The sequence below is a fragment of the cf. Phormidesmis sp. LEGE 11477 genome, assembly GCF_015207105.1.
Classification (GTDB): Bacteria; Cyanobacteriota; Cyanobacteriia; order Phormidesmidales; family Phormidesmidaceae; genus Phormidesmis.
Genome location: NZ_JADEXO010000018.1, coordinates 18,111 through 41,310, shown reverse-complemented (window position 1 = coordinate 41,310; position 23,200 = coordinate 18,111). Strand labels below are relative to the sequence as shown.

At 49.0% G+C, this 23,200-nt stretch carries 16 protein-coding genes; 8 read left to right on the top strand and 8 right to left on the bottom strand.

Annotated features, from left to right (window positions below; translation table 11 throughout):
• Positions 1-382 precede the first annotated feature (382 nt).
• Positions 383-1,885: a Rieske 2Fe-2S domain-containing protein gene (locus IQ256_RS07900; RefSeq protein ID WP_193854997.1), complete on the top strand. Its 1,503-nt coding sequence runs from the start codon at positions 383-385 to the stop codon at positions 1,883-1,885.
• An 82-nt stretch (positions 1,886-1,967) separates the two neighbouring features.
• Here the strand turns inward: IQ256_RS07900 and IQ256_RS07895 are convergent, their stop codons facing one another.
• The 4 genes from IQ256_RS07895 to IQ256_RS07880 all read right to left on the bottom strand — a co-directional run bounded on the left by IQ256_RS07895 (position 1,968) and on the right by IQ256_RS07880 (position 7,033).
• Positions 1,968-2,372, bottom strand: coding sequence for a TIGR02588 family protein (locus IQ256_RS07895; protein WP_193854996.1), 405 nt, complete (start codon positions 2,370-2,372; stop codon positions 1,968-1,970).
• On the bottom strand, positions 2,369-3,283 hold the full coding sequence (locus tag IQ256_RS07890; protein ID WP_193854995.1) for a TIGR02587 family membrane protein: 915 nt from the start codon (positions 3,281-3,283) through the stop codon (positions 2,369-2,371). The genes IQ256_RS07895 and IQ256_RS07890 overlap by 4 nt, the downstream gene beginning before the upstream one ends.
• A 247-nt stretch (positions 3,284-3,530) precedes the next feature.
• A complete protein-coding gene (locus IQ256_RS07885) occupies positions 3,531-4,460 on the bottom strand; it encodes a DUF928 domain-containing protein (RefSeq protein WP_193854994.1) in 930 nt (309 codons plus the stop codon).
• 11 nt (positions 4,461-4,471) lie between these two features.
• The gene (locus IQ256_RS07880; RefSeq protein ID WP_193854993.1) at positions 4,472-7,033 is read right to left on the bottom strand and encodes a CHASE2 domain-containing protein; all 2,562 of its coding nucleotides are present in this window, start codon (positions 7,031-7,033) and stop codon (positions 4,472-4,474) included.
• A 705-nt stretch (positions 7,034-7,738) separates the two neighbouring features.
• On the opposite strand from IQ256_RS07880, the gene IQ256_RS07875 reads away from it, so the two are divergent.
• The 3 genes from IQ256_RS07875 (at position 7,739) to IQ256_RS07865 (ending at position 14,083) form a co-directional block, all read left to right on the top strand.
• Positions 7,739-8,755 carry a hypothetical protein gene (locus IQ256_RS07875; RefSeq protein ID WP_228024671.1) on the top strand — a complete coding sequence of 339 codons (1,017 nt, stop codon included), beginning with the start codon at positions 7,739-7,741 and terminating at the stop codon, positions 8,753-8,755.
• 238 nt (positions 8,756-8,993) lie between these two features.
• A complete protein-coding gene (locus IQ256_RS07870) occupies positions 8,994-11,801 on the top strand; it encodes an S-layer family protein (protein WP_193854991.1) in 2,808 nt (935 codons plus the stop codon).
• Between the two features lie 14 nt (positions 11,802-11,815).
• A complete protein-coding gene (locus tag IQ256_RS07865; RefSeq protein ID WP_193854990.1) occupies positions 11,816-14,083 on the top strand; it encodes a CHAT domain-containing protein in 2,268 nt (755 codons plus the stop codon).
• Between the two features lie 78 nt (positions 14,084-14,161).
• Here IQ256_RS07865 and nth read toward each other — a convergent pair whose 3' ends face one another.
• Positions 14,162-14,905, bottom strand: a complete 744-nt coding sequence (gene nth, locus IQ256_RS07860; protein WP_193854989.1) for an endonuclease III — start codon at positions 14,903-14,905, stop codon at positions 14,162-14,164.
• Between the two features lie 116 nt (positions 14,906-15,021).
• On the opposite strand from nth, the gene IQ256_RS07855 reads away from it, so the two are divergent.
• The 3 genes from IQ256_RS07855 (at position 15,022) to IQ256_RS07845 (ending at position 18,215) form a co-directional block, all read left to right on the top strand.
• Positions 15,022-15,978, top strand: a complete 957-nt coding sequence (locus IQ256_RS07855; RefSeq protein WP_193854988.1) for an Rpn family recombination-promoting nuclease/putative transposase — start codon at positions 15,022-15,024, stop codon at positions 15,976-15,978.
• 280 nt (positions 15,979-16,258) lie between these two features.
• Positions 16,259-17,218 (top strand): RpoD/SigA family RNA polymerase sigma factor, encoded by a 960-nt coding sequence (locus IQ256_RS07850; protein WP_193854987.1) that lies wholly within the window; start codon positions 16,259-16,261, stop codon positions 17,216-17,218.
• A gap of 160 nt (positions 17,219-17,378) precedes the next feature.
• On the top strand, positions 17,379-18,215 hold the full coding sequence (locus IQ256_RS07845) for a glycosyltransferase family 2 protein (protein ID WP_193854986.1): 837 nt from the start codon (positions 17,379-17,381) through the stop codon (positions 18,213-18,215).
• Here IQ256_RS07845 and IQ256_RS07840 read toward each other — a convergent pair.
• The 3 genes from IQ256_RS07840 to IQ256_RS07830 form a co-directional block, all read right to left on the bottom strand.
• Positions 18,160-19,389, bottom strand: coding sequence for a glycosyltransferase (locus IQ256_RS07840; RefSeq protein WP_193854985.1), 1,230 nt, complete (start codon positions 19,387-19,389; stop codon positions 18,160-18,162). The two genes, IQ256_RS07845 and IQ256_RS07840, sit on opposite strands and share 56 nt — an antisense overlap.
• Positions 19,390-19,417: 28 nt before the next feature.
• A complete protein-coding gene (locus IQ256_RS07835) occupies positions 19,418-20,584 on the bottom strand; it encodes a glycosyltransferase (protein WP_193854984.1) in 1,167 nt (388 codons plus the stop codon).
• A 457-nt stretch (positions 20,585-21,041) separates the two neighbouring features.
• On the bottom strand, positions 21,042-21,350 hold the full coding sequence (locus IQ256_RS07830; RefSeq protein ID WP_193854983.1) for a hypothetical protein: 309 nt from the start codon (positions 21,348-21,350) through the stop codon (positions 21,042-21,044).
• A 122-nt stretch (positions 21,351-21,472) separates the two neighbouring features.
• Between IQ256_RS07830 and crtO the strand changes: the two genes are divergently transcribed.
• Positions 21,473-23,149 (top strand): beta-carotene ketolase CrtO, encoded by a 1,677-nt coding sequence (crtO, locus tag IQ256_RS07825; RefSeq protein WP_193854982.1) that lies wholly within the window; start codon positions 21,473-21,475, stop codon positions 23,147-23,149.
• The last annotated feature ends 51 nt before the right edge of the window (positions 23,150-23,200 follow it).

Here is a 23,200-nt window from a genome sequence, read left to right as displayed (position 1 = left end):
AAAACGCCTAAAAGCCCTGTGCTTTGTAGGCGTTTTTCTGTTTTAAACATTGCAAAGGCAAGTAGCTGTCTAGGGCTGAAGGCTTTCGATCTAAAAGCTTTACTTCAGCCAAGTAACCGAAGCTATAGAGCCTGAACAAAAAATATCTCTCAATTGCTATTTAACAACCTCTTAATGCCTATTCAGTCAGCTATCATTCGCCCGCTGAGCCGCTTGCCATGATTAAAAAGAAACAAGCAATCTGGTGTTAGCGTCAAAACCTCACCCAATGAAACAAGTTTTATTTGCAACAACAATTGTTCTAACAGCCACATTCAGTTCAATACATCTAGAGCGCTCGATATAATGAGCAGCGTGCCTGTCATCAAATACTCTCAATGTTATGGATAAATTAGATATTCGGCCTGCTGAAGCTGGGGTAGAGACGCCTTTGTATGACGAGTCAGTTTTAGCAGATGAATCCTCAGGGGACGAGTCCTTTCAGTGGACAAAGCAGTGGTACCCCCTAGCGGTGACTGACTGTCTTGATCCGCAGCGGCCCCATGCTATGCAGCTTTTGGGCAAAGATATTGTGCTTTGGCGCGATGGAACCGGCACTTGGCGATGCTTTGAAGATGCCTGCCCTCATCGGTTAGCGCCTTTATCGGAGGGACGGATCGAGGCAGATGGTCGGCTGTTATGTGCGTATCATGCCTGGCGTTTTGATGGGTCAGGAAAGTGCGATCGCATGCCTCAAGCCAAAGATGCAGACACTGAAACCAAGCATTGCAGCAATCCGCAAGCCTACGCGGTGGCCTATCCTACCCAAGAACGCCAGGGGCTGATCTGGGTCTGGGGAGAATCTGGCGTGGCAGCACAGCGCGCTAGTCAGCAGCGATCGCCTCGGACAGTGCCTGAGCTAGATGATGAGTCGGGTAGAGTGGTTAAGGCGAGCTGGAACTTTCGAGATTTGGCCTATGGCTGGGACTTCTTTATGGAGAATGTGGCTGATCCGGCGCATGTACCGGTGTCGCATCATGGGTTGGTGGGCGATCGCTATACGGGCCCAAAGTTCTATGACATGCCGATATCGCGAGCAGTCACTACGCAAGAGGGCTTTGCTTATAACATTACGCCGACACCGGATACGATATCAGCAGCTATTCATGATTTTCGTCCACCTTGTCTGATGCAAATTTCGACTGAGTTCGAAGGGGGCGGACAGTTGATTTTGATTCTGTATGCGACGCCAACGCTGCCTGGCCAGTGTCGGCATATCGGTCAGCAAATACTGGTGAAAGATGACGCGGGTAAAGTGCCAAAAGGACTCGCGTTTTTCTCGCTACCGCTGCCGACCTGGTTAGGCCACGTCCTGGCTTCGCTATTTCTGCATCAGGATATGGTGTTTTTGCACTCTCAAGAACAGGCGTTCGCGAAGAGAGAAAACGCTTGGATACAGGAAGTCTACACGCCTAATCCGCAAGACAAAATGGTGATTGCTTTTCGGCAGTGGCTAGCCAAGCGAGCGGGCGGCGGGGTGCCTTGGCCCAGTTCAGTGACGCTGTCGCCTGCTGATCTGAAGAAGGAGCGGGTCTTTGATGTGTGGCACACTCACACGAAAAATTGCAAAGTGTGTCAGACGGCACTTGCTCGGATAAATTGGGGTCGTCGGATCGCCTACGGAGTGGCTGTTTGCTTGTTTGGCGTAGCGATCATGGTGGATGCGCGGGCGATCGCACTCAGTGCGGCGCTAGATCCAACGGTAGTCAGCAGATGGTCGATGCCGCCTGCGGAATTTTGGATTGCTCTTGTCCTAGCTGGATTGCTGATGGCACTTGGCTATGGGCTTCAGCGCCTACAAAGGCTGTTCTACAAGTATGAGTTTGAACATTTCAAGAATGATTAGTGCCCGTTTAGGTTAGGGAGCGTATCAAACCACAGGGCAAAAAGTCTTCTTTCTACTGGATTAAATGGTTGCAATAGGAGGTCTATGGCTCTGAGTAGCTTGCAACTCTGACGATTAGCTCGCCGTCGGTGGGGTTGCGAACAAAGACAAAGGCACCTTCGGCTTCTTCGTCTCTAGAGAGAAAGTCTATGGTCTGCTCTCCCCATTCAACAATCTCGTTATCGACACGAAGTTCGGCAATGACCTGAACCGTAGTAGCCGTTGTGCCACCAAGGTTGGTAACGGTGAAAGGAACGTAGTAGCTAGCTCGACGCTGTTCGGCGCTGTGAGTAGATATTTCTAAGATAGAGGGAGATTGAGTGCGATCGCTTACCCACAGATAGCCTACGCAGCTAACGATAATGAGCAGAATAGCTAAAGCCAGAAAGAAGCTGACCTGTTCAGCCACCGATCGAGACTCTGGTTTATGTGAGTCTGCTTGGCTCATACGGCTAGTCTCCCAGCCGCGCCGCCGACAGTAGCGGGTAGACCCAAGATCAAAATCTGCTCGAAAGCAAGATCGAATGAGGCAGTAATATCAATTTTTCCGAAGAAGCTTAGCATCAGCGCTGCTGCGGCCAGCGAAAGCAAGTAAGAAAAGACAGTCTCGCTGATTGGCTTTTGAAAAAGGCCAGACTGAAGTCGGCGCTGTTCTTGTCGGGTGAAATTGGCCTGGAAAACGATGCTGTAGGACAGCAAAAGTGAGACAAAAATAATCAGCATCAGCCAGGGTCCATCGATAGCAGCCACGAGCACGGTTACTTCATCGGTCGGCGCAATGCTAAAGGCTACAATCAACGCACCCAGTAGGGTTGCGCCAATGTCTGAAATAGTTTCGTTAAGGTTGTCTTCAGGGAAAAGACGATCCATTTTGCTAAGTTCTGATTGATTAGCAGAAGATGAGTCAGACTTTTCTGAGCTATTGGCATTTCGTAAGAATTGATTGGCAAGCGCAACGCCAAAAGAAAAAGGAACGCTCTCAAAAACAATCTGGCCGATAGTTTCACTCAGGCGAGTCTCGAAGGTAATTTGGCGAAAAATAACTAGCATCGTCAGAGCACAAACAATGCCAAGGGCGAGCGCTTCTATCGCATCTTCGACCGCTTCTCTTTCAGTCGTTACCTGCGATTTACGAAAGCCGCCTGTCCGGCTCAGTAGATAAGTGCCTACCAGCGTCGTTAGCAGCACGCCCGCTAGCTGAGGGGGCGATACCGACGAGCCAATCCACCACACCTCCATCGTATAGAGCAGGGGAATACCAAATAGAAAAGCACCGCAGAGCCCGCGTACCAAGTCATTGAGCTCGCCTCTAAGAGAACTCCCATGCCTTTGCTTTTTTCGACGCTTTGACGATGCCATTCATACTCGAATTAAACTCTCTAGAGATCTTCTCATATTAGTGACGAAGAATACATTTCACTATCTAGATAGTACTCTTTGTAGAGAGGCCCATACCTGCTATTAAGATGCCAGCTATTAAAACGGTAGATGGTAGAAGGCAGTTCAGAAATTGAAGCTTTGAGGTCAGCGGAGTAGAAGGGGCAGTGGGTAAACGTAAGTGAGTTAAGAGAGAGTATTTGCTGCCGCTTCACGGCCATTCATAGCGCTATTCTATCTCACAACAATCTAGCAGGGGCTGTTGAGTCAGGTGTTCGAGATTCGCAGATTCCAATAGGCTTGCCCAATCTCTCAAGATCTCAAGATTTGTCTCGTTGTCTCTATATTGTTCTCCTAGTACTGTCAACGTTTCTTGCCAGATGCCGTTCTGTGCGTACAGTACGGCTTGCTCTCTAGGCGATGCGATCGCTAGCTCATCGGCAAGACTAGAAGGTAAAGGCGATCGCCGAGTTATCCAGCCCTCTACAAAGTCAGGATCGTTCTGCTGGCAATAGGCTAGAAAGAACCAGCGATAAGAAGTCTCTAGCGCTAGTGCAGGCACAGATTCGGGCAGTGCGATCTGAATAATGCCGTGATCGCTATCGAACGAACTGTCTGAGATCTCTCTAGGCATCTCTTTAGAAAGAGTAGCCTGATAAATCGTATTGTTGTTTTCGTCTTGTAGAACAAACTCTAACGAAGTAGTCTCTAGTGAATAAGGAACATAAAACCAGAAAGAGGGATGTCCTTTTGTTGTCAGACTAGAGGCATTGGGAGTGGTGTTCGTTCCTGTCGCAAACGAGGTGGCCGCGCTCGCCTCTACGCCTTCTCTGCTGGGTGAGATGTATCCATCGGCAAAGGGGACTATTGCGGTAAGCGGCAAATCACCGGCTACGTGACAACTGCCCCTACTCGCTCCACCTTCTGATCTACCTGTCGGATGGCCTCGTTCGGGGGGCGGTGGGGGCACAAACCGAAGTGGCGCGGATCCTCCTATCTGCATGAAGGCACTTTCTGTAGAACTAGGCTGGGCTTGCTCGATCAAAGATTTTTCAATCAAAGATTCATTGGCCAAAGCGTCAACTGGATGTGGCTTCGCTATCGCCATGGGTAGCAGAGCAAAAATCAGTAGTGAAAAAATCATCCGAGGGGCTTTCATGATGAGATCTCTTATGAACGTCGGTAGACAGTGAAACTAGATAAGTGGTCTGAGGATGAAGACTGATTGAGGCTCAACGCCGATGAGCGGCTAAGTGCAAGTGTAGTGGTGGCTACGGCTACAGGCGCGATCGCAGCAGGCACCCAGGGCACCCAAATAGCTGCCCTTGACAGCAGCAGCCAGCAGAGGCCAAACAGCGCTAGCTCGCTAATCAGCAGACTCAGCGCTAGCTTACCAAGAAAGTGATTTCGCCTGTGACCTAGCGCCACCATCAGCAGGCTGCCAATTCCTGCCCAAGCCGAAATCCAAAGGATATTAGCCCAGCGGTTCCACGTCGTCAGACAGGGGCGACCGTCTAAAACAGCGCTGATCATCTGGCTAGTCATCTGAGCCTGCATGAAAACGCCTTTGGTTTCCCCCACAACCGAGCTGTAGGGCGTGAGCCACTGATCGTCGTCAAAGCCGCTGGCGGTAGTGCCGATGATGACAATGCGATCACGAATGGCCTCTGGTGAGACTGCCCCCGACAGCATTTCGGTGAGGGTGATTTGCTGTGCGATCGCCTCTGGCTTTGGCAGACTGCGGTAGCTCAGCAACATCTGCCAGCCCTGAGCCGGATTATTCACATAGCCGCCTTCATTCCCTTCGAGCGGCCTGGTTGAAAAGTCGTCCATCCGCAGCAAATCATCTTCACCAAACTCGATGTCAACGCCCTCTTTCATCAGGTAGTCGAACGCCAACAGCGTAGAAAGCCCATACCTAGCGGTGCAAGGAGACACCGGATCTGGCTCTAATGACACTAGCTGCCGTCTGAGCACACCATCTGGATCGGTCAGATAATCACTAAAGCCTGTTCTTTGCGTGCCTACCATCTCCGGTGGCCCTTTAATTCCTTCACTACCCACCTGCTGATCTCGACTTTTACAAACGCCAAAGAAATTGGTTTGCTCGCTCAAGCGGGTTGCTAACTCAGGCAGATTTTCTCTAACTGGATAGTCTCGATAGATATCTAATCCAATTGTACGGGGCTGCATTGCTTGCAAAACTGTTAGCAGTCGCAGCAGGTCTCCGTCCGCCAGTGATCCTCGCCTATCTTCTGGATCTTGCGCTTCCACGTCTGCATCTGTGACGGTGACTACGACTATGCGGGGATCAGGGCTTTCGGCGGGCCGCAGCCGCATCAGTCGATCGAATGCCCGCAGTTCTTCTGCCTGCAACAGCCCCACTGAGCGAACCGTTAGCAGCGCCGCTGTTGTCAACAGATAGGCCGCGCCCGCCAACCAGCGGCTTGGTGAACGAGCCCGATCGGGGACTAGGGGGGCTGTAGGCTGAGTCGGTTGATTAGTCGGCTGAGAAGCGGGTGCTAGTAAACTCGACCAGGTCGGCGGTGCTTCGGCTGGATTTTGATAGAGCGTTGGTAGCCAAGAAGCGCAGGGAAAATCAGATTCTAGAATTTGAAGTCTTTCTCTAGCGTCGCGAACCGAAAGCGCTAGCGATTCACCCTGGGAGAAAGCTTTTAGGAAAGATTTGAGAAAGGTGTGAGCAACTAGATCGGGTACTGGCTCGCGCATGATCAGCACCTGAGAAATTTGAAAGTCGGCTAGGGCATAGGCAAGACCCAAACCATCACAGGAGTTGAAAATAGCAATTTTTAGACCACGCGCCACCGCTTTTTTGAGCGGATTTTTGAGAGAAGAAAGAATTAGCGGTGTAGACTCACTGATGTATAGCTCGCCGTCTGTTGGGATAGAAGGAAAACTAGTCTGCTTTGCTTCTTCAGATGAGTCTAGCTGGCTAGCGTTTTGAGTATCGTCTGTCTGACTGGAATCTGCTTGAACAGATTCTTTGAGAGACTTAGTGGCGCTGTGCCCAGCGAAAAATAGGATATCCCAGCCTTCGGGTTCCCAGAGGCGATCGCTCAGGGTTTTGAGATCGGGGGAAGTGAGAAAGTGAACTTCGGCATCGGGCAGGCGGTTGAGCAGATCCTGATCGGTTTTGAGATCGATCCCCTGGCTTTGGCCAATGATGGCGAGGATGCGGATTTTGCTGCGGGTGCGGCGGCTAAGAGCAGGACTTTTCTCGTAGGTGGCGGCGCTGAGGGTAGTTTCCAATTTGGGATAGCGATCGCACACTTCCCACAGATGCCAGGGCAATCGCTGTACAATACCAGGCTCAGTCTGCAAAATCAGCCGGACGACATCTTTGACATTGAGGTGCTCTAGCAGCTTGTCGCGGATATGCTGAAAAGAATCGGCTCGCAGCCACTGATTGAACGCAGCACATAGCTGATTGGCTAGATCATCGCAGTCGCCAACGAGTGAAATGTTAGTCGCATAGGCCACCGGGTCAGCCTCTAATCGGGTAGCACTACCACTGACCTCGCCGCTCGCTCCACCCAGGTGTCGATAGGCCGACTGCCACTGCTGATAGAGCGTGCGAAGATGCGGCGCGGCTGGCAGTCGGCCCGAGATATCTACAGACGGCATCGCCCCTTCGTCACCGATCAGCAAAGTGACTGAAAACCCTGACGATAGGCTACCTTCATTCAGTTTTAGGGTGACCCTTCTATCCATTGACACGACCTTAGCAGCGGACCTTAATGCATGAGCTTGGCAGATGAACTTCAGAGTAGACGCAATTTAGACGGATGGAGCTTAGAGAATTGCTCAAATAACCTATCAGTCTAAAACTAAGAAATTCTGCAGCTCTTTTATTTTTGTGACGTTAATCTTTTGCTGCTGAATACTTATTTTCTACGTATCTAATTTTTATTGGCCTGTTTTTACACATGGCTGTACTTAGATTGCGATTGAATCTACTAACAATATTACATATGTAGAAGATTAAGACTTCAGCGATCGCGATAAAACAGCGCGTTGCCTATTGTAGAGGCAGCTGTTATCAAATCACCTCTTTAGAATGTTCGTCTTCTTTGGATATTTTTGAAGCGATCGCAGAAAACTACAGCAACCTTCTGATAGGTAGAAGACGCTGCTGAAGCTTTTCATAGCAGTGATTCAACAGTCTTTAGACTTTGTAATTCCACGAGTCTACTTCTTCCTACACCCCTTTGTAAGCTTCTATACCTTGTTCCTGAAAGGATACGAACCATGAAACTAGTGCCTATAGTTATGCGCCGTATGTTGGTGATAATTCTAATCGTCACGCTCTTGCTTGTAGATGGTTCCCCGGCACACGCAGGCCGTCGAGGACGTATAAAACCCCCACCGAAACACCCAATAGAAAAGGGGTGCGTTCCTCCAACGTGTGGCCCTTTGATGATGAAAGGTGCTAAAACTATCAGCCCAAGAACACTAAGACTCCAAGATCCACAGTTAGTCCAGCCCAACCTTGTAGAGGGGATCGAGGGTGCTTCAGCTAACCCAGCCGACCTCATCAATCTAGTCGATAAAGCAATTATGGTATGGGAAAGTGCTTTTGATGACTCAACGATCCCACCGTTTGAAGTCACCGTATCTTGGGCTGACTTTGGTGCTGGCGATCAGAACCCCGCAGACAGTGTCCTTGCTGGTAGCCTAGTAGGTGGTATCAAAACTATCAGTGAAGGCGATCTGCAAACGCTGGAAGATCTAGGCCAATCGCCCTCAACAGAATTTCCAGCGATAGAAGACGAAGCGCTTGCAGTACATATCTGTGGCGCACCAAACAAACCTGACAATGGTGCTTGTAGCGAAGCTGATCGTAATGAATCGACCATATTGTTCAATAGTAATCTGTTGAGTGTTCATCAAATCGATGCAAATGGTCAATCGAAAGACGTTCCTGTGAAGCTGTTCTTAGATTCCGACCCGCTCAACTCTTCTGTGTTTGGTCCTATTGAAGAGATTGCAGCCTCATCTCCTAGAGCAAGGCGTAGCACCAAACTGTTTGAAGAGATGCCTGATGCTTATGTGGTTGATCTGTTTACGGTTGCGCTACATGAGGTTGGTCATGCAATGGGCTATTCTACAGCAAATGAACAAATTGAGGACGTATTGGCTTCTCATATTGGGGTCACCGACATGCCGGATGTACTGAGCCCATATGCGCCGTTTTCTACGCGCAAGTGCCCTTCTATTCGAGAAGTGAAAGCGCTTGCAGAGGTAGGCTCGTATGCGGCTGAAGCGCCGCCTTATCAGGTGGTGTCTGACAATCCCTGTCTAGTCGCTAGTGCGGATCTGCACAAGAGCTTATCCTCTAAACCTGATACAACAGAGTCACGCCTCAGCGCGCTTTGGCATTCTGTCGCTAGAGAAATTCCAATTTTTCTGACAATAGACGATACGGCAGTTTAACCGAATCTATAGATTCGTAGCCAGTTCATCATTAAGAAAAAAAGGCTTGGTAGGGTTAAAGTGATAGCTCTATCAAGTCACTTTCAGCTTTTGCAGCAGGAATATAGCCGTGCTACCTATAAAGTTTTGCTTGAGCGGTATTGATTCATCAGTGCGATATCGCAATAGACAGGCTCCGCGATGGCGTTTGGCTTTTGCGTTAGCTTCAGTATTGCTCTTTGGTCTTAGCGGAACAGATGTGACTGCTCAAGCCCCTCTAGTTGTGTCAGATGAAACAATGCCTGGCGAGAACACTGACGTAGATCATTTAGATAACATCTACGAAATCGGTGGCGGCGCAGAGAGAGGTGAACTGTTGTTTCATAGCTTCGAGAGCTTTTCAATTAGAAGTGAGGAAGTGGCCGAGTTCGTGACTGCCGACAATATCAGTACTATTTTTAGCCGAGTGACGGGCGAAGAGTTCTCAGACATCAAGGGGAAGATCAGAGCGGACGAAGTTGATCTGTTCTTTATCAATCCGGCAGGGGTGACCTTTGGATCAGGTTCAAGTATTGAGATAGGTGGCTCTGTGGTATTCAGTACTGCCGAATCGCTTGTCTTTGCAGAAGACAACAGTGAGTTTAGTAGCATTGACCCTCAAGATGCACCCATGTTGACTGTGAGCCAGCCAATTGGACTATCAATAGGAGAAAAGTCTAAAGGAATCACTCTTGAGGGCGCGATACTAGATGATGGATTCAACGCAGGCGAAACCGTTTCATTAGTCGGTCATGGTATTGAATTTAGAGGCGGCGGCATTTATGTGGACTCTGGTCAAGTTGAGCTAGTAAGTCTAGCGCCCGGCAGCAGAGTTGACATCCTACCCAGGCAGAATACTTTTTTTTCGCCTTTAGGGATAGATGACTCAAATTTCACGAATCTAGAACTGAGGGATATCCGACTGCTACCTGGAGAAGAGCCTGAAATACCCCCCAGCTTTATTGAAGTTGACACCGACAGTAGCGAAGCGGGTCGTGTTCTTTTAAGAGGTCGTCAGATCGAACTAGAAGGCAGCCAAATATTTAACAGGAACTTTAGCGATCAGCTAGGAGGAAGCATATCTATTATCGCCTCGGAAGAGCTGACTATTGACAATTCCATAATATCAACAGATACCTATAGTGCGGGAGACAGCGGCAATATCTCGATAGAGGTCAACGGTGCTTCAGCAGATTTGAATATAGCCAATGCTTCCACAATATCGGCAGATACTTATAGTGCGGGAGATAGCGGCAATATCTCGATAGAGGTCAACGGTGCTTCAGCAGATTTGAATATAGCCAATGCTTCCATAATATCGGCAGATACCTATAGTGCGGGAGACAGCAGCGATATCTCGATCAATATTCGGAGGAACTTGAACATACAAGGAACAAGTCAACTGCGATCGCGCTCTGTAAATGCGACGGGTGCAGCCGGTACAATCAAAATACACGCAGAAAACTTAAGTGTTCAAGATGGTTCAATAGTTTCTACTTCAGCTTTAGTGACTTCTCCGGCATTGGCTTCTAATCCAGATTTAGGAAATGCAGCGGGCGGAATATTGGTTATTGCGACCCCTAACGGTTCTATAGTTCTTTCTGGTACCACAGGAAATGCTGGCGAAATGACGGGCAGCAGCCTATTTTCGAGGACGCTTGGGGAACGAGCTGATGAAGAACAATCTAATGAAGCGATTTCGATCAACGCGCGGAAGCTTTCTGTACTCTCAGGTGGGCGGATCGATGCCGGAACCGATGGTAGTGGTGATAGCCAAGGAATTTCGATCAACGCAACTGAATTGGTTGAAGTGAGAGAAGAAATAGATAATCTAAATAGAACGAGAGCAAGTGCTATCAATACTGCTAGCGACAGTGTAAGCACCGGAGATTCTGGCCCGCTCAGCATCGTTACAAGCCGCCTTGAGATCACAGACGGTGGTCAAGTTTTCACCACTACGAGTGGAACAGGAAATGGGGGAGATTTGATAGTTGAAGCAGACAAAGTTGTCTTGTCTGGCTCAGGGACTTCTCCTGAGGAATTTAGCCTGTTTGGTCTGTTTGCGAGAACGAGAGGACGCGGAGATTCTGGGCGGTTGAGTGTAACAACAGGATCGTTAGAAGTAAGAGACGGATCAAGGCTAACAGTGAGTACCCCTAATCCCGAAGAGCCCCTGCCGCCACCTGAAGAGCCCTTGTTGGCAGAGAATTTCGGTACGGTTAGAGACGCTTTCATCAGAGCTGATAGTATCGTGCTAGATGATGGCAAAATTACAGCAGAGTCTCGCTCGGGGGATGGTGGCAACTTGAACCTAGAGGTGCGAGATTTTATACTATTGCGAAACAACAGCCTGATTTCAGCTACGGCAGGAACGGATGGTTCTGGCGGTGACGGTGGCAATATTACTATAGGCAACGTTGATATGCCTACAAGATTCATTGTTACAGTCCCCAATGAAGACAATAATATTTTTGCCAATGCATCTTCAGGGAGTGGCGGAAAGATTAATATTGCGGCTCAGAGTATTCTAGGATTTCAGAACATTATAGGATTGCCGTCAGACGGGACGGCCAATATCGAAGATATTCAAGAGAACATTACCAACGATATCGCTGCCATCTCTGAAGATGGTGCTGATGGCACAGTGTTGATTAACAATCTCGAACTCAATCCAACTGAGGGTACTGTTGACCTACCAACCCAGACAGTCACACTTGGACAAGTTGCCCAGCGCTGCTTGGCTGATAGCGCCGGAAATAATGCCTTTGTTGTTACGGGTCAGGGTGGCGCAACGCCTAGCCCTAGAGATATCATCCGTAATGAGAATCTTGCTGCGAGCGGAGTCAGCGGCGAACTAGGAGATGCGAACGCAGCCGCTATCGTAGAGGCAGATGGATGGCATCGCGCTTCGGACGGGACTGTTGTTTTTGTCGCACAGGTACCACAAGCAGCAGTGGCCGACGGGTCTCACTATCACTCTTGTATTGGTCAGGGTGTTGCTCAGAGCCTAGCTGAGAGCAAAGAATGAAGCGAGGCGTGAGAATGAAAAGACTGTGGCATCGAACCTGGTATAAACTCTCAACGCTGACTATCTGTTTCTGTGTTTCGTTGGCGTTGAGCTTTGCACCTTTTTGGACAGTAGCGGCTTCGATGCCTACTGTGGCCCAAACGCCTTCGACGGTTGTTTTTGAGGCTCAACTTCAGGCTCAGATCGCTCAAGCACAGGAACTACAATCACTTGGGTTTTATCGCCGCGCGCTATTGCAACTAAGCGATCTTGATTTGCCTGGACAGCCAGACTCGCCTATCAAGGTGCGCGGACTTCATTTGCTATCAGACCTTCAGCGTACGGTGGGTGATTTAGCGGCGGCAAAGGTAACGATTGAAAACGCGATCGCAACTACCCAAGCCATCAACGCTCAAACCCCAAACGCCATAGAGATCGCCCCGATGCTGCTAAGCCTCGGCCATATCGCCGCCGCCGCTGGAGACATAGAACAAGCCCTAGAACAGTACGAAAGCGTCAGTGCGATCGCCTCCGACCCTCAGTTAAAATTGCGATCGCACCTCAGCCAGCTTCCTTTACTCACAGAGACTGACAATCAGCCACGAATCGAAGCGCTCTACGCAGACATTCAATCCCTCATAGAACGTCTGCCCGTCAACAAAATCACCGTAAACGCCAGATTAGAGCTGGCTCGTCACTACATAGAAAATTCTATAGAAGGCGATATTGTTACACCGCAGGTGATCGCACAAAACCTAGCCACTGCTAGAGACCAAGCTCAAACCTTGGCAGACAGCTACGCCGAATCCTATGCGCTTGGTTATCTAGGAGAGCTATATCTTGAGCAACAGCAGCTATCTAACGCTGATACTGCCTTAAGTCAGGCGTTGGAGATTGCTGAAGCAGTGCGATCGCCCGAGCTAGCCTATCAATGGCAGTGGGCGCTGGGCAAAGTGCATGTGCAACAGAACCGGACAGCGCTGGCGCTAGGTAACTACGAGAATGCAGCGGATAGCCTGAAGACGCTTAGGGGAAATTTGATTGCGATCGCGCCCGACCTGAGATTCGATTTTAGAGAACAAGTAGAACCTGTCTATCGAGAATGGGTCGATCTGCTATTGAGTAGTGAAGTTGCCGGAGATATAGGCGAAGAGACAGCCGCAGGTTCGTCTAACCTCCGAAAAGCGCAGATCGCGATCGAATCACTTCAGCTGGCCGAACTTGAAAACTACTTTGCCGAACCCTGCGTTCCCCTCAGTCAAGACATTAGCCAAATTATTGAGAATACGACCTCTCCTACCGCCGTTCTCTATCCAATTATTCTGCCGGGTCGCCTTGAAATACTGCTCAAGCTGCCCGATCAATCTTTACAGCAATACACGGTTGCGATCGCTCAGCTAGATCTCGAAGCACTTCTCAACCAGTTGCAAATTGATCTGCGCCTACCCTTCTCAATCAACCAGCTCAGAACGCTTTCAGCCCAGCTCTACGACTTGCTCATTCGCCCTACGCAACCAGCCTTAGCGCAAAACAACATCGACACTCTCGTCTTTGTTCTAGACGGCTCCTTGCGAAACGTCCCTATGGCTGCGCTCTACGACGGCCAGCAGTACTTAATCGAAAACTACAGCATCGCCCTCGCCCCTGGCCTTCAGCTTGTAGCCCCCCAGCCTATCGCCAACAGAAAGCTGACGACCCTAATCGCCGGACTAAGCGAAGCCCGTCATGGATTTTCTACGCTGCCTTTCGTCAAAGCAGAAGTCTCTCAAGTCCAACAGACTACTAGCAGCCGCGTGCTTCTAAACGAAGACTTTACCGAAGATCAACTCACGACGCTACTCAACAGCGCTGACTATCAGGTTGTTCACCTAGCAACTCACGGCCAATTTAGCTCCGACGCCGAAGATACCTTTATTCTCGCTTGGGATAAGCCTATTCAAGTCGATGAATTCAACACTCTGCTGCGTCAGAGCGATCAAACTAGCGATCGCGTTATAGAGCTGCTGATCCTCAGCGCCTGTGAGACAGCTTTGGGCGATCGCCGTGCTGCGCTAGGAATAGCAGGTGTTGCTGTTCAAGCCGGAGCCCGTAGCACCCTCGCCACCCTCTGGAACCTAGATGACGAAACCGGCGCACTTTTCTCCAACTATTTCTATCAAGCACTGCAACAGCCCGACACTTCTAAAGCCCAGGCTCTGAGGCTTGCCCAGTTACAGATACTCAGCGGCGGCGAGAGCGATAGTCAACGCTATCAGCATCCTCGCTATTGGGCTTCGTACATTTTGCTGGGAAACTGGCTATAGCACTTTAGCGAGTGGATTGTGAAAGTGACTTCACCGCAGCAAGCACTTTTACTGGCTCTGCGCGCGAGGTCTCAAATCCTAATGTTTGCCACCGTTTGTGCCAAGAGCCTGCTGACCGAAGAGACAAAGATCTAGAATGGTGCAGCGATCGCACGCCGGACTTCGATAGTGACAACAGCGCTGACCGTGCAGCATCAGCACCTCGTGATTGTCGTACACCTGCTGAGCAGTCCAATTTTCTGGCAGTTGCGCTTCGAGAATGGCATGAGAAGGCCCAACGCTAACTTTTTTGGGAATTAATCCCGTTCTTACCGCAACGCGGTGATGGTGGCTATCTACGGGCAGAGCTCTACGTCGCAAGGTGCTAAAGGCCAAAACGGCAGCGCTAGTTTTAGGCCCTACGCCAGTCAGGGTTTCCAACCAGGCTCTCGCTTCTGCAACAGAAATATCAGCGAGAAAGTCGACTGAGAGCGTTCCTCTTTCTCTCGTAATCTGCCGAAGAATTTGTTGAATGCGAGGGGCTTTTTGTTCTGGCCAGGTGCAGGGTGCGATCGCCTTTTTTACCGCCTCCGTATCTGCATCTCGAACAGACTCCCAGTCTAGAAACGCTGCTCTTAGCTGCTTAAAAGCGCGGCCAGAATCTTTGTTCTTCGTCCGATGAGACAGTAGAGAAGAGACCAGCTCACTGAGCGGATCGAGATTGTGAAAGTAAGCAATCGGACAGCCATATTCGACACAAAGCTTTTGGTGGATTGCGATCGCTTTGCCAGTCAAATTTTCGCTTTGGTTTGGGCTTTGATCTGGAGTAAGACTGAGTTGCAAAAGAACATAACGAACGCGACTGATTAATACAGTAATGAACTGTGCGCTTAGTTGCGTCTGCCTATGGACTAGCGATGAATATCTGATAGGATCGGATGTACTAGCAAAGTACTATCATGCGTAGAGATTCGATTTTCTATTATCTCTTTCGGCAGGTGCCCACGCTCTTGTTCGAACTTATTCCCGAGTCGCCTGCCAATGCAGACGCTTATCGATTTGACTCAGTAGCAGTCAAAGAACCTAGATTCGAGATTGACGGCGTCTTTCTACCACCAGAAGGGGAACCAGGCCCCGTCTTTTTCGTGGAAGTGCAATTTCAGAAAGATCAACGGCTTTACGAGCGCATCTTTGCTGAGACGGCGCTCTACTTCTACCGCAGCCGAGAATGCTTTACTGATTGGCAGGTCGTCGTCATCTATCCTTCGCGCAGTACTGAACAAAGCAATTCTTTTCCACACCGCAGCTTTTTGCACGGTGGACAGGTGCATCGAATATACCTCGATGAGCTAGGTAGTATTCGGCAGATGCCTTTGTGGGTCAGCTTGATGATGCTGACTACTGTAGACAAAGCCCAGGCAGCTGAAGAAGCTATAGATTTGCTGAGCCGAGCACAAGCGGTACCAGCACCTGAAAGTCGTGCCATCATAGATATGGTTGTGACCATCATTTCATATCGGTTCGGACAAATTACCCGTCAGGAAGTAGAAAGGATGCTGAATATTACTTTTGAAGAAACCGGCGTCTACCAGGAAGTCAAAGAAGACGCCATGAGAGAAGGTTTGAAGGAAGGCTTGAAAGAAGGACTTATAGAAGGCTTGAAGGAGGGCCGACAAGAAGGTCGCCAAGAAGGTCGCCAAGAAGGTCGCCAAGAAGGTCGCCAAGAAGGTCGCCAAGAAGAAGCGGCTAGACTTATTATTCGTCTGCTCAGAAAGCGCTTTGATGAACTGTCAGCAGATGTTCAAGCGTCAGTCACAGCGCTGCCATTAACTGTTCTAGAAGATCTAGGCGAAGCACTGCTTGACTTTTCAGATATTTCTGAGTTAAGAGGTTGGCTAGCAGCTCATTCTAGCTAGGGTACGACTGATTACTAACTGACCGCCACATAACTGACTGCCACATAACTGACTGCCATAGTAGTAGACAGTTATATTGATGAACGCATCCGTCTACGAGCGCTTGGCGATTGGTGGCTTTCTTATCTGTATATATATGTTGCGGCATATGTATGCGGCGCTGAAAAGACCTTTTCACGCCTATTTTGAGCAGAAGTCCAGATCTACCGCTTTAGGGTGATGCCCTACTTTTCTAAATATGTCAATATTCCTAAGTAGATAAATCTGAAATCAATACTTTATGAATAGTAAGTCTAGCTCTTCTAACTTAGTCAGCAGATATTTGAAGGGGATTGGCCGGTTCCCTTTGTTGACTCATGAGCAAGAGATTACTCTAGGAAAAACTGTACAGCAACTAGTGAAGCTTGAATCGATTCGAGATGAGCTAACTGAATCAATAGGCAGAACGCCTACTTGGGCTGAATGGGCCGAGGCGACTGAGTTCTCTCCAGAAGAGCTGGAAAAAACTGTCGAGATCGGGCTGCGAGCAAAAGATAAAATGATGCGCTCGAATTTGCGTCTGGTGGTCTCGATTGCGAAAAAGTATCGGGGCAGCAAGCTCGATATGATGGACCTGATCCAGGAAGGAAGTTTGGGTCTGTGCCGTGGCGTTGAGAAGTTTGACCCGCTCAAGGGCTATCGGTTTTCAACCTATGCGTACTGGTGGATTCGTCAGGCGATTACGCGAGCGATCGCAGATACTGGTCGCACCATCCGTCTGCCTATCCACATCAACGAAAAGCTATCCAAAATTCGTAAGGCTCAGCGCGAAGTTTCTTTAGAGCTAGGTCGCCCGGCTACTGTTTCTGAAGTCGCTGAGAAGGTGTCTCTACCCGTCGAAAAGGTTCGCGAACTACAGAGACAGAGCAGACTGCCGCTTTCGCTAAATATGCGAATTGGCAGCGAGCAAAATACTGAGCTGGGAGCGCTGATAGAATCAGAAGACCAGTCGCCAGAAGAATATGCAACGCAGAGTTTGTTGAAACGAGACATTAGTCAACTGCTTGCTAGGCTGACAGAGCGCCAGAGAGACGTAATCAGCATGCGCTTTGGTTTAGATGATGGCAGAAAGAAAACGCTGGCCCAGATCGGTCAAAATTTAGACATCAGCCGGGAGCGTGTTCGCCAGATTGAGCGTAAGGCGCTAAGGGTACTACGTCGTACGGGGCACGGTCTAAAAGAGTATACGATGGCCAGCTAATCAGCAGTCGGCGAGGCGCTAGCTAAAGCCGCCGGATATAACAAGCCGAAACGGCAAGCCGAAGCAACAGGAGTGTTGAGGCTGCTCTTGGGATAGATGCATTGAGAGAATTTCTCTAGAATAATGAGCGGATTGCTTTATAGCTGCCGCTCGTTTTTTCGTGAATAAAATTTCTGTTCTAACGCTGACTCGCGATCGCTCTAGCCATCTCCAAAATCTCTTAGCAGGGCTTGCCTGCTCTAGGCGTGTACCAGATGAATGCGTAGTCGTTCATATGAATGAACCAGCAGAATCTTTGGGCAACTGGCCTTTTGCCTGTCATCATCGTCGATACGACAGCGGCGATATTGCATTGCCCCTAGCCCAAGCCCGCAATTTTGCAGCACAGACGGCAGTCGGAGACTTGTTGCTGTTTTTAGATGTTGACTGTATACCAGGCGCAGGTCTAATAGAGGCTTATGAACAAGCTTACAACCAAATGCCTACGGCGATCGCGATGGGTGCTGTTCGATACTTGCCAGAGTTTGTAGATATTGATTGGAAAAACCTAGAAACGGAGTCTTTACTTTATTCACAAAGTAGACCTAATGCTAAACGAGATGTTTCCGATCTGAACGGTCTATCGCCAGAGACTAACTACGGCCTATTTTGGTCGCTTTCTTTTGCGCTATCTCGCTCCATATTCAATCAGCTAGGCGGCTTTAGCAATTGCTACCCTAGCTATGGCGCAGAAGACACAGATTTTGCCTGGAAAGCAAGAGAGCAAAATGTACTGCTATTCTGGGTGCCAAAGGCAATAGCTTATCACCAATATCACCACAGCACTGTTCCACCCTGGCACAATTTCGACAGCATTGTCCACAATGCTCAAGTCTTCTATCAGCGCTGGCACGAATGGCCAATGAGCGCTTGGCTAAAGGTATTTGCCGATGAGGGATACATCAAATGGTCAATAGCGGGCGATCGGCTTGAGGTGCTGCGATCTCCTTCTCTCTAGTCTGAGTTACTTCAGTCTGATTAGCAGATGAATCGGTAGATGAATCGATGATATCTAAGGTGTCTTCTAGATTAGTGTCTTCTAGATCTGGATGTTTGGCGCACTGTTTAACGCCTTGTCTGGCGCACTGTCTAGCGATATCGGCAATATGCTGTGCGGCACGTTTAGGCGCATCTGGGTCTTGAAGCGACTGCCACCGGGTTGAAGAAAGTGCGATCGCCCGCTGCCAAAGCTCAGGCCAGTCGGTGGGATCCGGCCACTGGCGAGAAACAACGCTCAGGCTCATAGCGTCAATCACTGCCGCTTTACAATCTTGTTCGTCAAAGTATCTCTGAGCTGGAATGCAGATAGAAGGCACCCCCGCCGCGCCAATTTCCATCGTAGAATTGTGTCCAGCATTCGCAATTACTAGGTCGGCCTGGCAGAGATAAGGCCACACATCTTGAACCAGTCCAGGCGAATGGATAAAAGGCGACTGGATCAAATCTGCGCCCAAGAAATGCCACCGCCACTGTGGTGTAGACTCGGCGGCTGTAATAACATCCTGCGGTGTGATCTGTGTACCGCCAAAGCCTGTCATTACTAGGATGTTTGGCTTTTCGGTGGCGTAGTTCGGTGGCGCTGTTCGTGCTTTTTCTCTGCCTGCGAACCGACTAAACCCGCCACTATAAAAGGTTTTCTCTCTAACCCACTGCGGACAATCTGATTGTTCTAGTTCTTCAGAAAACGGTGCTAATAGAGAACAGGCCCAGTCGTAGGCTAAGGTGTGTCCTTTGTCCCATCGCCGACCGTGCTGCCTACCGTAGATGACTGGAATGCCGCACATCCTCGCTAGGATAGATGCCTCCAATCCTACGTCTGAAACCACCAGATCCGGCTTCCATCTGCCGAGGAAAGAGACCATTGCGACCGTAAATGGCGTATTGTCTCCGTGATTCACTAAAAAGTCGTGATACTCGTGGGCAATCTGTTGCTGCACAAACGGATTATGAGATTGAGGGCCGTAGCTAGGTACGCTGACTCGCTCGATTGGGCGATCTAAGGCTGCGACCTGTGGCGGGCCGTCCATTCCTACTACTGCTAGCTCAAAGTCTGAAGGAAGATGGGGTGCGATCGCCTCAAATCGTCGACAGTGCCCAGCCCCTTGTAGATTCAAATAGAAGGCAACTCTCATACTGCTCACTGGCCTGCTAACTAATTTACTAACTGGCAATGCCTACTAAAGACTGCATTGGCTCGATTACATGATGTGGCTTGCGTTGATCCAACCGGCGCTGAGTCACAACCAGTTGGCGATACCGCTTTTCATAGCTCTCTATCATCGCGTCGATATGACAGAAAGTCGCCGCCCGTCTTCGGCAGTCTTGATGGGATAGCTTTGCTGCTGCCGATACAGCTCCTGCCAATGCTTCAGCCGTTCTCTCTTCTACCATCACACCACATTGAGAGGTCAAAATCTCTTCTGCTGCGCCGCTGCGGAAAGTAGCCACAGGCGTTCCCGAAGCTAACGCTTCGGCATAGACAAAGCCGTAAGGCTCTTCCCACATAGGCGTATTGACAAAAACAGTTGCTTGTAGAAGTGCTTGCTTGATCTGTGCGTGCGTTAGGTGGCCTAGATAGGTCACTCTGTTGCTGCCTGTTCTTCCTACGCGCACATCTTCTAGCAAGGGTGAGATCTCTTTCTCGAAATAATCTTGATCACCAATTGGCCCTGCGATCTCGATGTTATATCCCGCTTTAAGCGCGGCTCGCATAGCTAGGTGGGGAGCCTTCTCCGGCACAAACCGACCATACCAAAGTGCTTGCTTCGCTTGCTTTTTAGCCAGCGTGTTGGCCGACATAGGCCAACTTTCAACATCGATGCCGTTATAGACCACATCAGAATCAATTAGTGGTTTCCAATCCTTTGCCAAACTATTAGAAACAGAAACAGCCAGCAGTCTATTGAGCGTATTTCTAGCTGAAGCGTATCGAACCGCGTCTGCTAGCTCCTTATACACAGGGGTGTGCAGTACTGTCAGCATAGGCATGGGCAGATCAGCCGCGCTCAATAGCAAGAACGGATGGAGAGCATTGTTGTGTACAACGTCAAATGGCTGCTGACAAAGCTGTCTGATTACACTAGCGTAGGCTGACATGTTGCAAGCCTGACGGCCCAAGAGCGTCTGAGCGTTTAGATTGTTAACAAACGCATGTTCGATGCAGGACCAAAGTCCTAGCTCAGGATCAGAATCACCACTCGCGAACAGGGTGACATCGTGACCTTTTTCGATTAGTTTTTTGGCGAGCCACCACGTATGAGATTCCATTCCCCCTGCAAAAGGCTCGGCAATAGGGTGGTGTAATAGTCCAATAATGGCAATCTTCATCGGAGCTCTTTAATACAGTTGGAAGAGATAACAGACGAGCACAAGCAGGCCGGGTAGAAAGTTTACGGCTTTCTTCTGTCAACTAAGCCAGGCTTATCGGTCAAAACCATTAGGATCAAAACCATTAGACAGTAGGCTGCTTGAAATAGGAAAAATAAGAATGCACCCTCACTTTTCTACAGGTGTTAAAGCCTTTATTCGAGCTGTTTTATTAAGACCTAATTTTATTAAAAGTGTATCTATAGAGCGAAAGCGTATCTAAAAATAGCCAGATGGAGCTCTGCACTAGATTGAGCTACCACCGTCGACCGCTAAAACTACGCTAGACAAAATGTAAATTATTTATTAAAAAACTTCTATCTACCGTAAGGAAAGGCTTACGTCTGTCGGTAGGTAGACATATCTGAGCGCATCTATAGTGAATTCAGCCACGAACAGATTTGTTTCGATTAGCGACTTATTCTCTTAGTTTGCCTCGCCAGTGCAAACTGTTTCGATTGAGCTGACGAACTGACTCTGGATTGCTTAACATCTCTTCCGCGATTGCGATCGCTTGCGCTAACTGCTCCTCGTTCAGTTGCTTGTAGGCAGGTAGCTGTCGAGACAGATACTCATACCAGCACGCCTCAAACAAATTATCTAGAATGATTCTGGCAAAACAGTGATTGAAGCGTACGGGCATAGAAACCTGTTTTGCTTTCTCAGGAAGCTGTTCATTGATAAGAGACAGATATTGAGCTCTTAGACTATCGATCGCGTCATTCATTTATCTACCAGGCTTCTTTCTACCGAGCTCTTTAAACAACTCATCACTGGGACAGAGCACGTATACCAAAAAACTTTGCTAAACGTAAAGCTCTAGATCTTTATCTTCGGAACGAAGCTGGCATGGAAAACTACGACGTAGTTATTATTGGCGCGGGTCACAATGGCCTTGTTTGCGCCGCTTATCTGTTGAAAGAAGGGTATAGTGTAGCGCTATTAGAGAAGAGCTCGATTCCAGGTGGAGCGGCAACAACCGAAGAATTAATGCCGGAAGAAGCACCAGGATTTATGTTCAATCGCTGTGCTATTGACCACGAATTTATTCATCTTGGTCCGGTTATTGAAGAACTAGAGCTAAACAAATATGGACTAGAGTATTTATTTTGTGACCCAACTGTATTTTGTCCACATCCAGACGGCAAGTACTTTCTATCACACAAGTCTGTAGACAAAACCTGCAATGAAATCGCTCAGTTTAACCGTCGTGACGCCGAAAAATACAGAGAGTTCATTGATTTTTGGCAGCGATTCACTAAAGCAATTCAGCCCGTATTCAACGCCCCCCCACAGGCTATTTTCGATATTCTTGGTAACTATGACATCAAAAGCATTCAAAACCTACTGAGCATCTTGGGCGGACCTCATAAGTCCCTCGATCTAATTCGCACCATGCTAACGAGTCCTAAAGACCTTTTAGAAGAGTACTTTGACTCTGAGTTCATTAGAGCTCCGCTTGCCAGATTAGCTTCTGAATTTGGCGCGCCGCCTTCGCAAAAGACTATCTCTGTCGGCGGCATGATGATGTCGATGCGGCACAACCCTGGAATGGCCCGCCCCAGAGGTGGCACAGGAGCACTGATACAAGCTTTGGTCAACCTGGTGAAGGCAAAAGGAGGGGCTATATTGACTGAGCAAAACGTTAAGCGTATCTTAGTTGATGGAAAAAGAGCGGTTGGCGTAGAGGTGCAAAATGGAACAGAATATCGGGCGAAATACGGCGTGATCTCGAACATTGATGCCAAACGGGTATTCTTGCAGCTTCTAGAGCCAGGAGATGTGGCAGCGGTTGACAAAGATCTCAGAGAGCGACTAGATAGAAGAATTGTTAACAACAATGAAACAATCTTGCGAATTGACTGTGCGCTCTCGGAAGTGCCTCGATTTGAGCATCACAACCATAGAGACGAGTACCTGGTTGGTTCTGTTCTAATTGCTGATTCGGTGCGCCAGGTTGAGATTGCTCACCAGGAACCTGAGGTTGGCAATATTCCCGATGCCGATCCTTCTTTCTATGCAGTCGTGCCGACAGTGCGAGATCCGAGTATGGCTCCTGACGGGCAGCATACGCTATGGGTAGAATTCTTTGCACCGTACCAAATTAATGGAGCGCAGGGGACCGGCTTTGCCGGAACTGGCTGGACAGATGAGCTAAAGAACAAGGTTGCCGATCGCGTGATTGATAAGCTGGCAGACTATGCGCCAAATATTAAGCAGTCGATCATCGCTCGAAACGTCGAGAGTCCGGCTGAGCTAGGCGATCGCCTGGGCGCGTACAAGGGCAATTACTACCATGTCGATATGACACTCGATCAGATGGTATTTTTCCGACCGCTGCCCGAGATTGCTAACTATACTACGCCGCTTGAAGGACTTTATCTAACTGGTGCGGGTACCCATCCAGGGGGTGCTATCTCTGGTATGCCAGGGCGTAACTGTGCTCGCACTTTCCTTAACCAGCAGCAGCCCGTTCTCAATCGCCTACGAGAAATTGGCAAAACGGTTTTCCCTAAGCTGTCTTAGGCATTGCCTACTAGTAGTTTCTAGTCTTACTAACTTCTCTATAGGCACCTT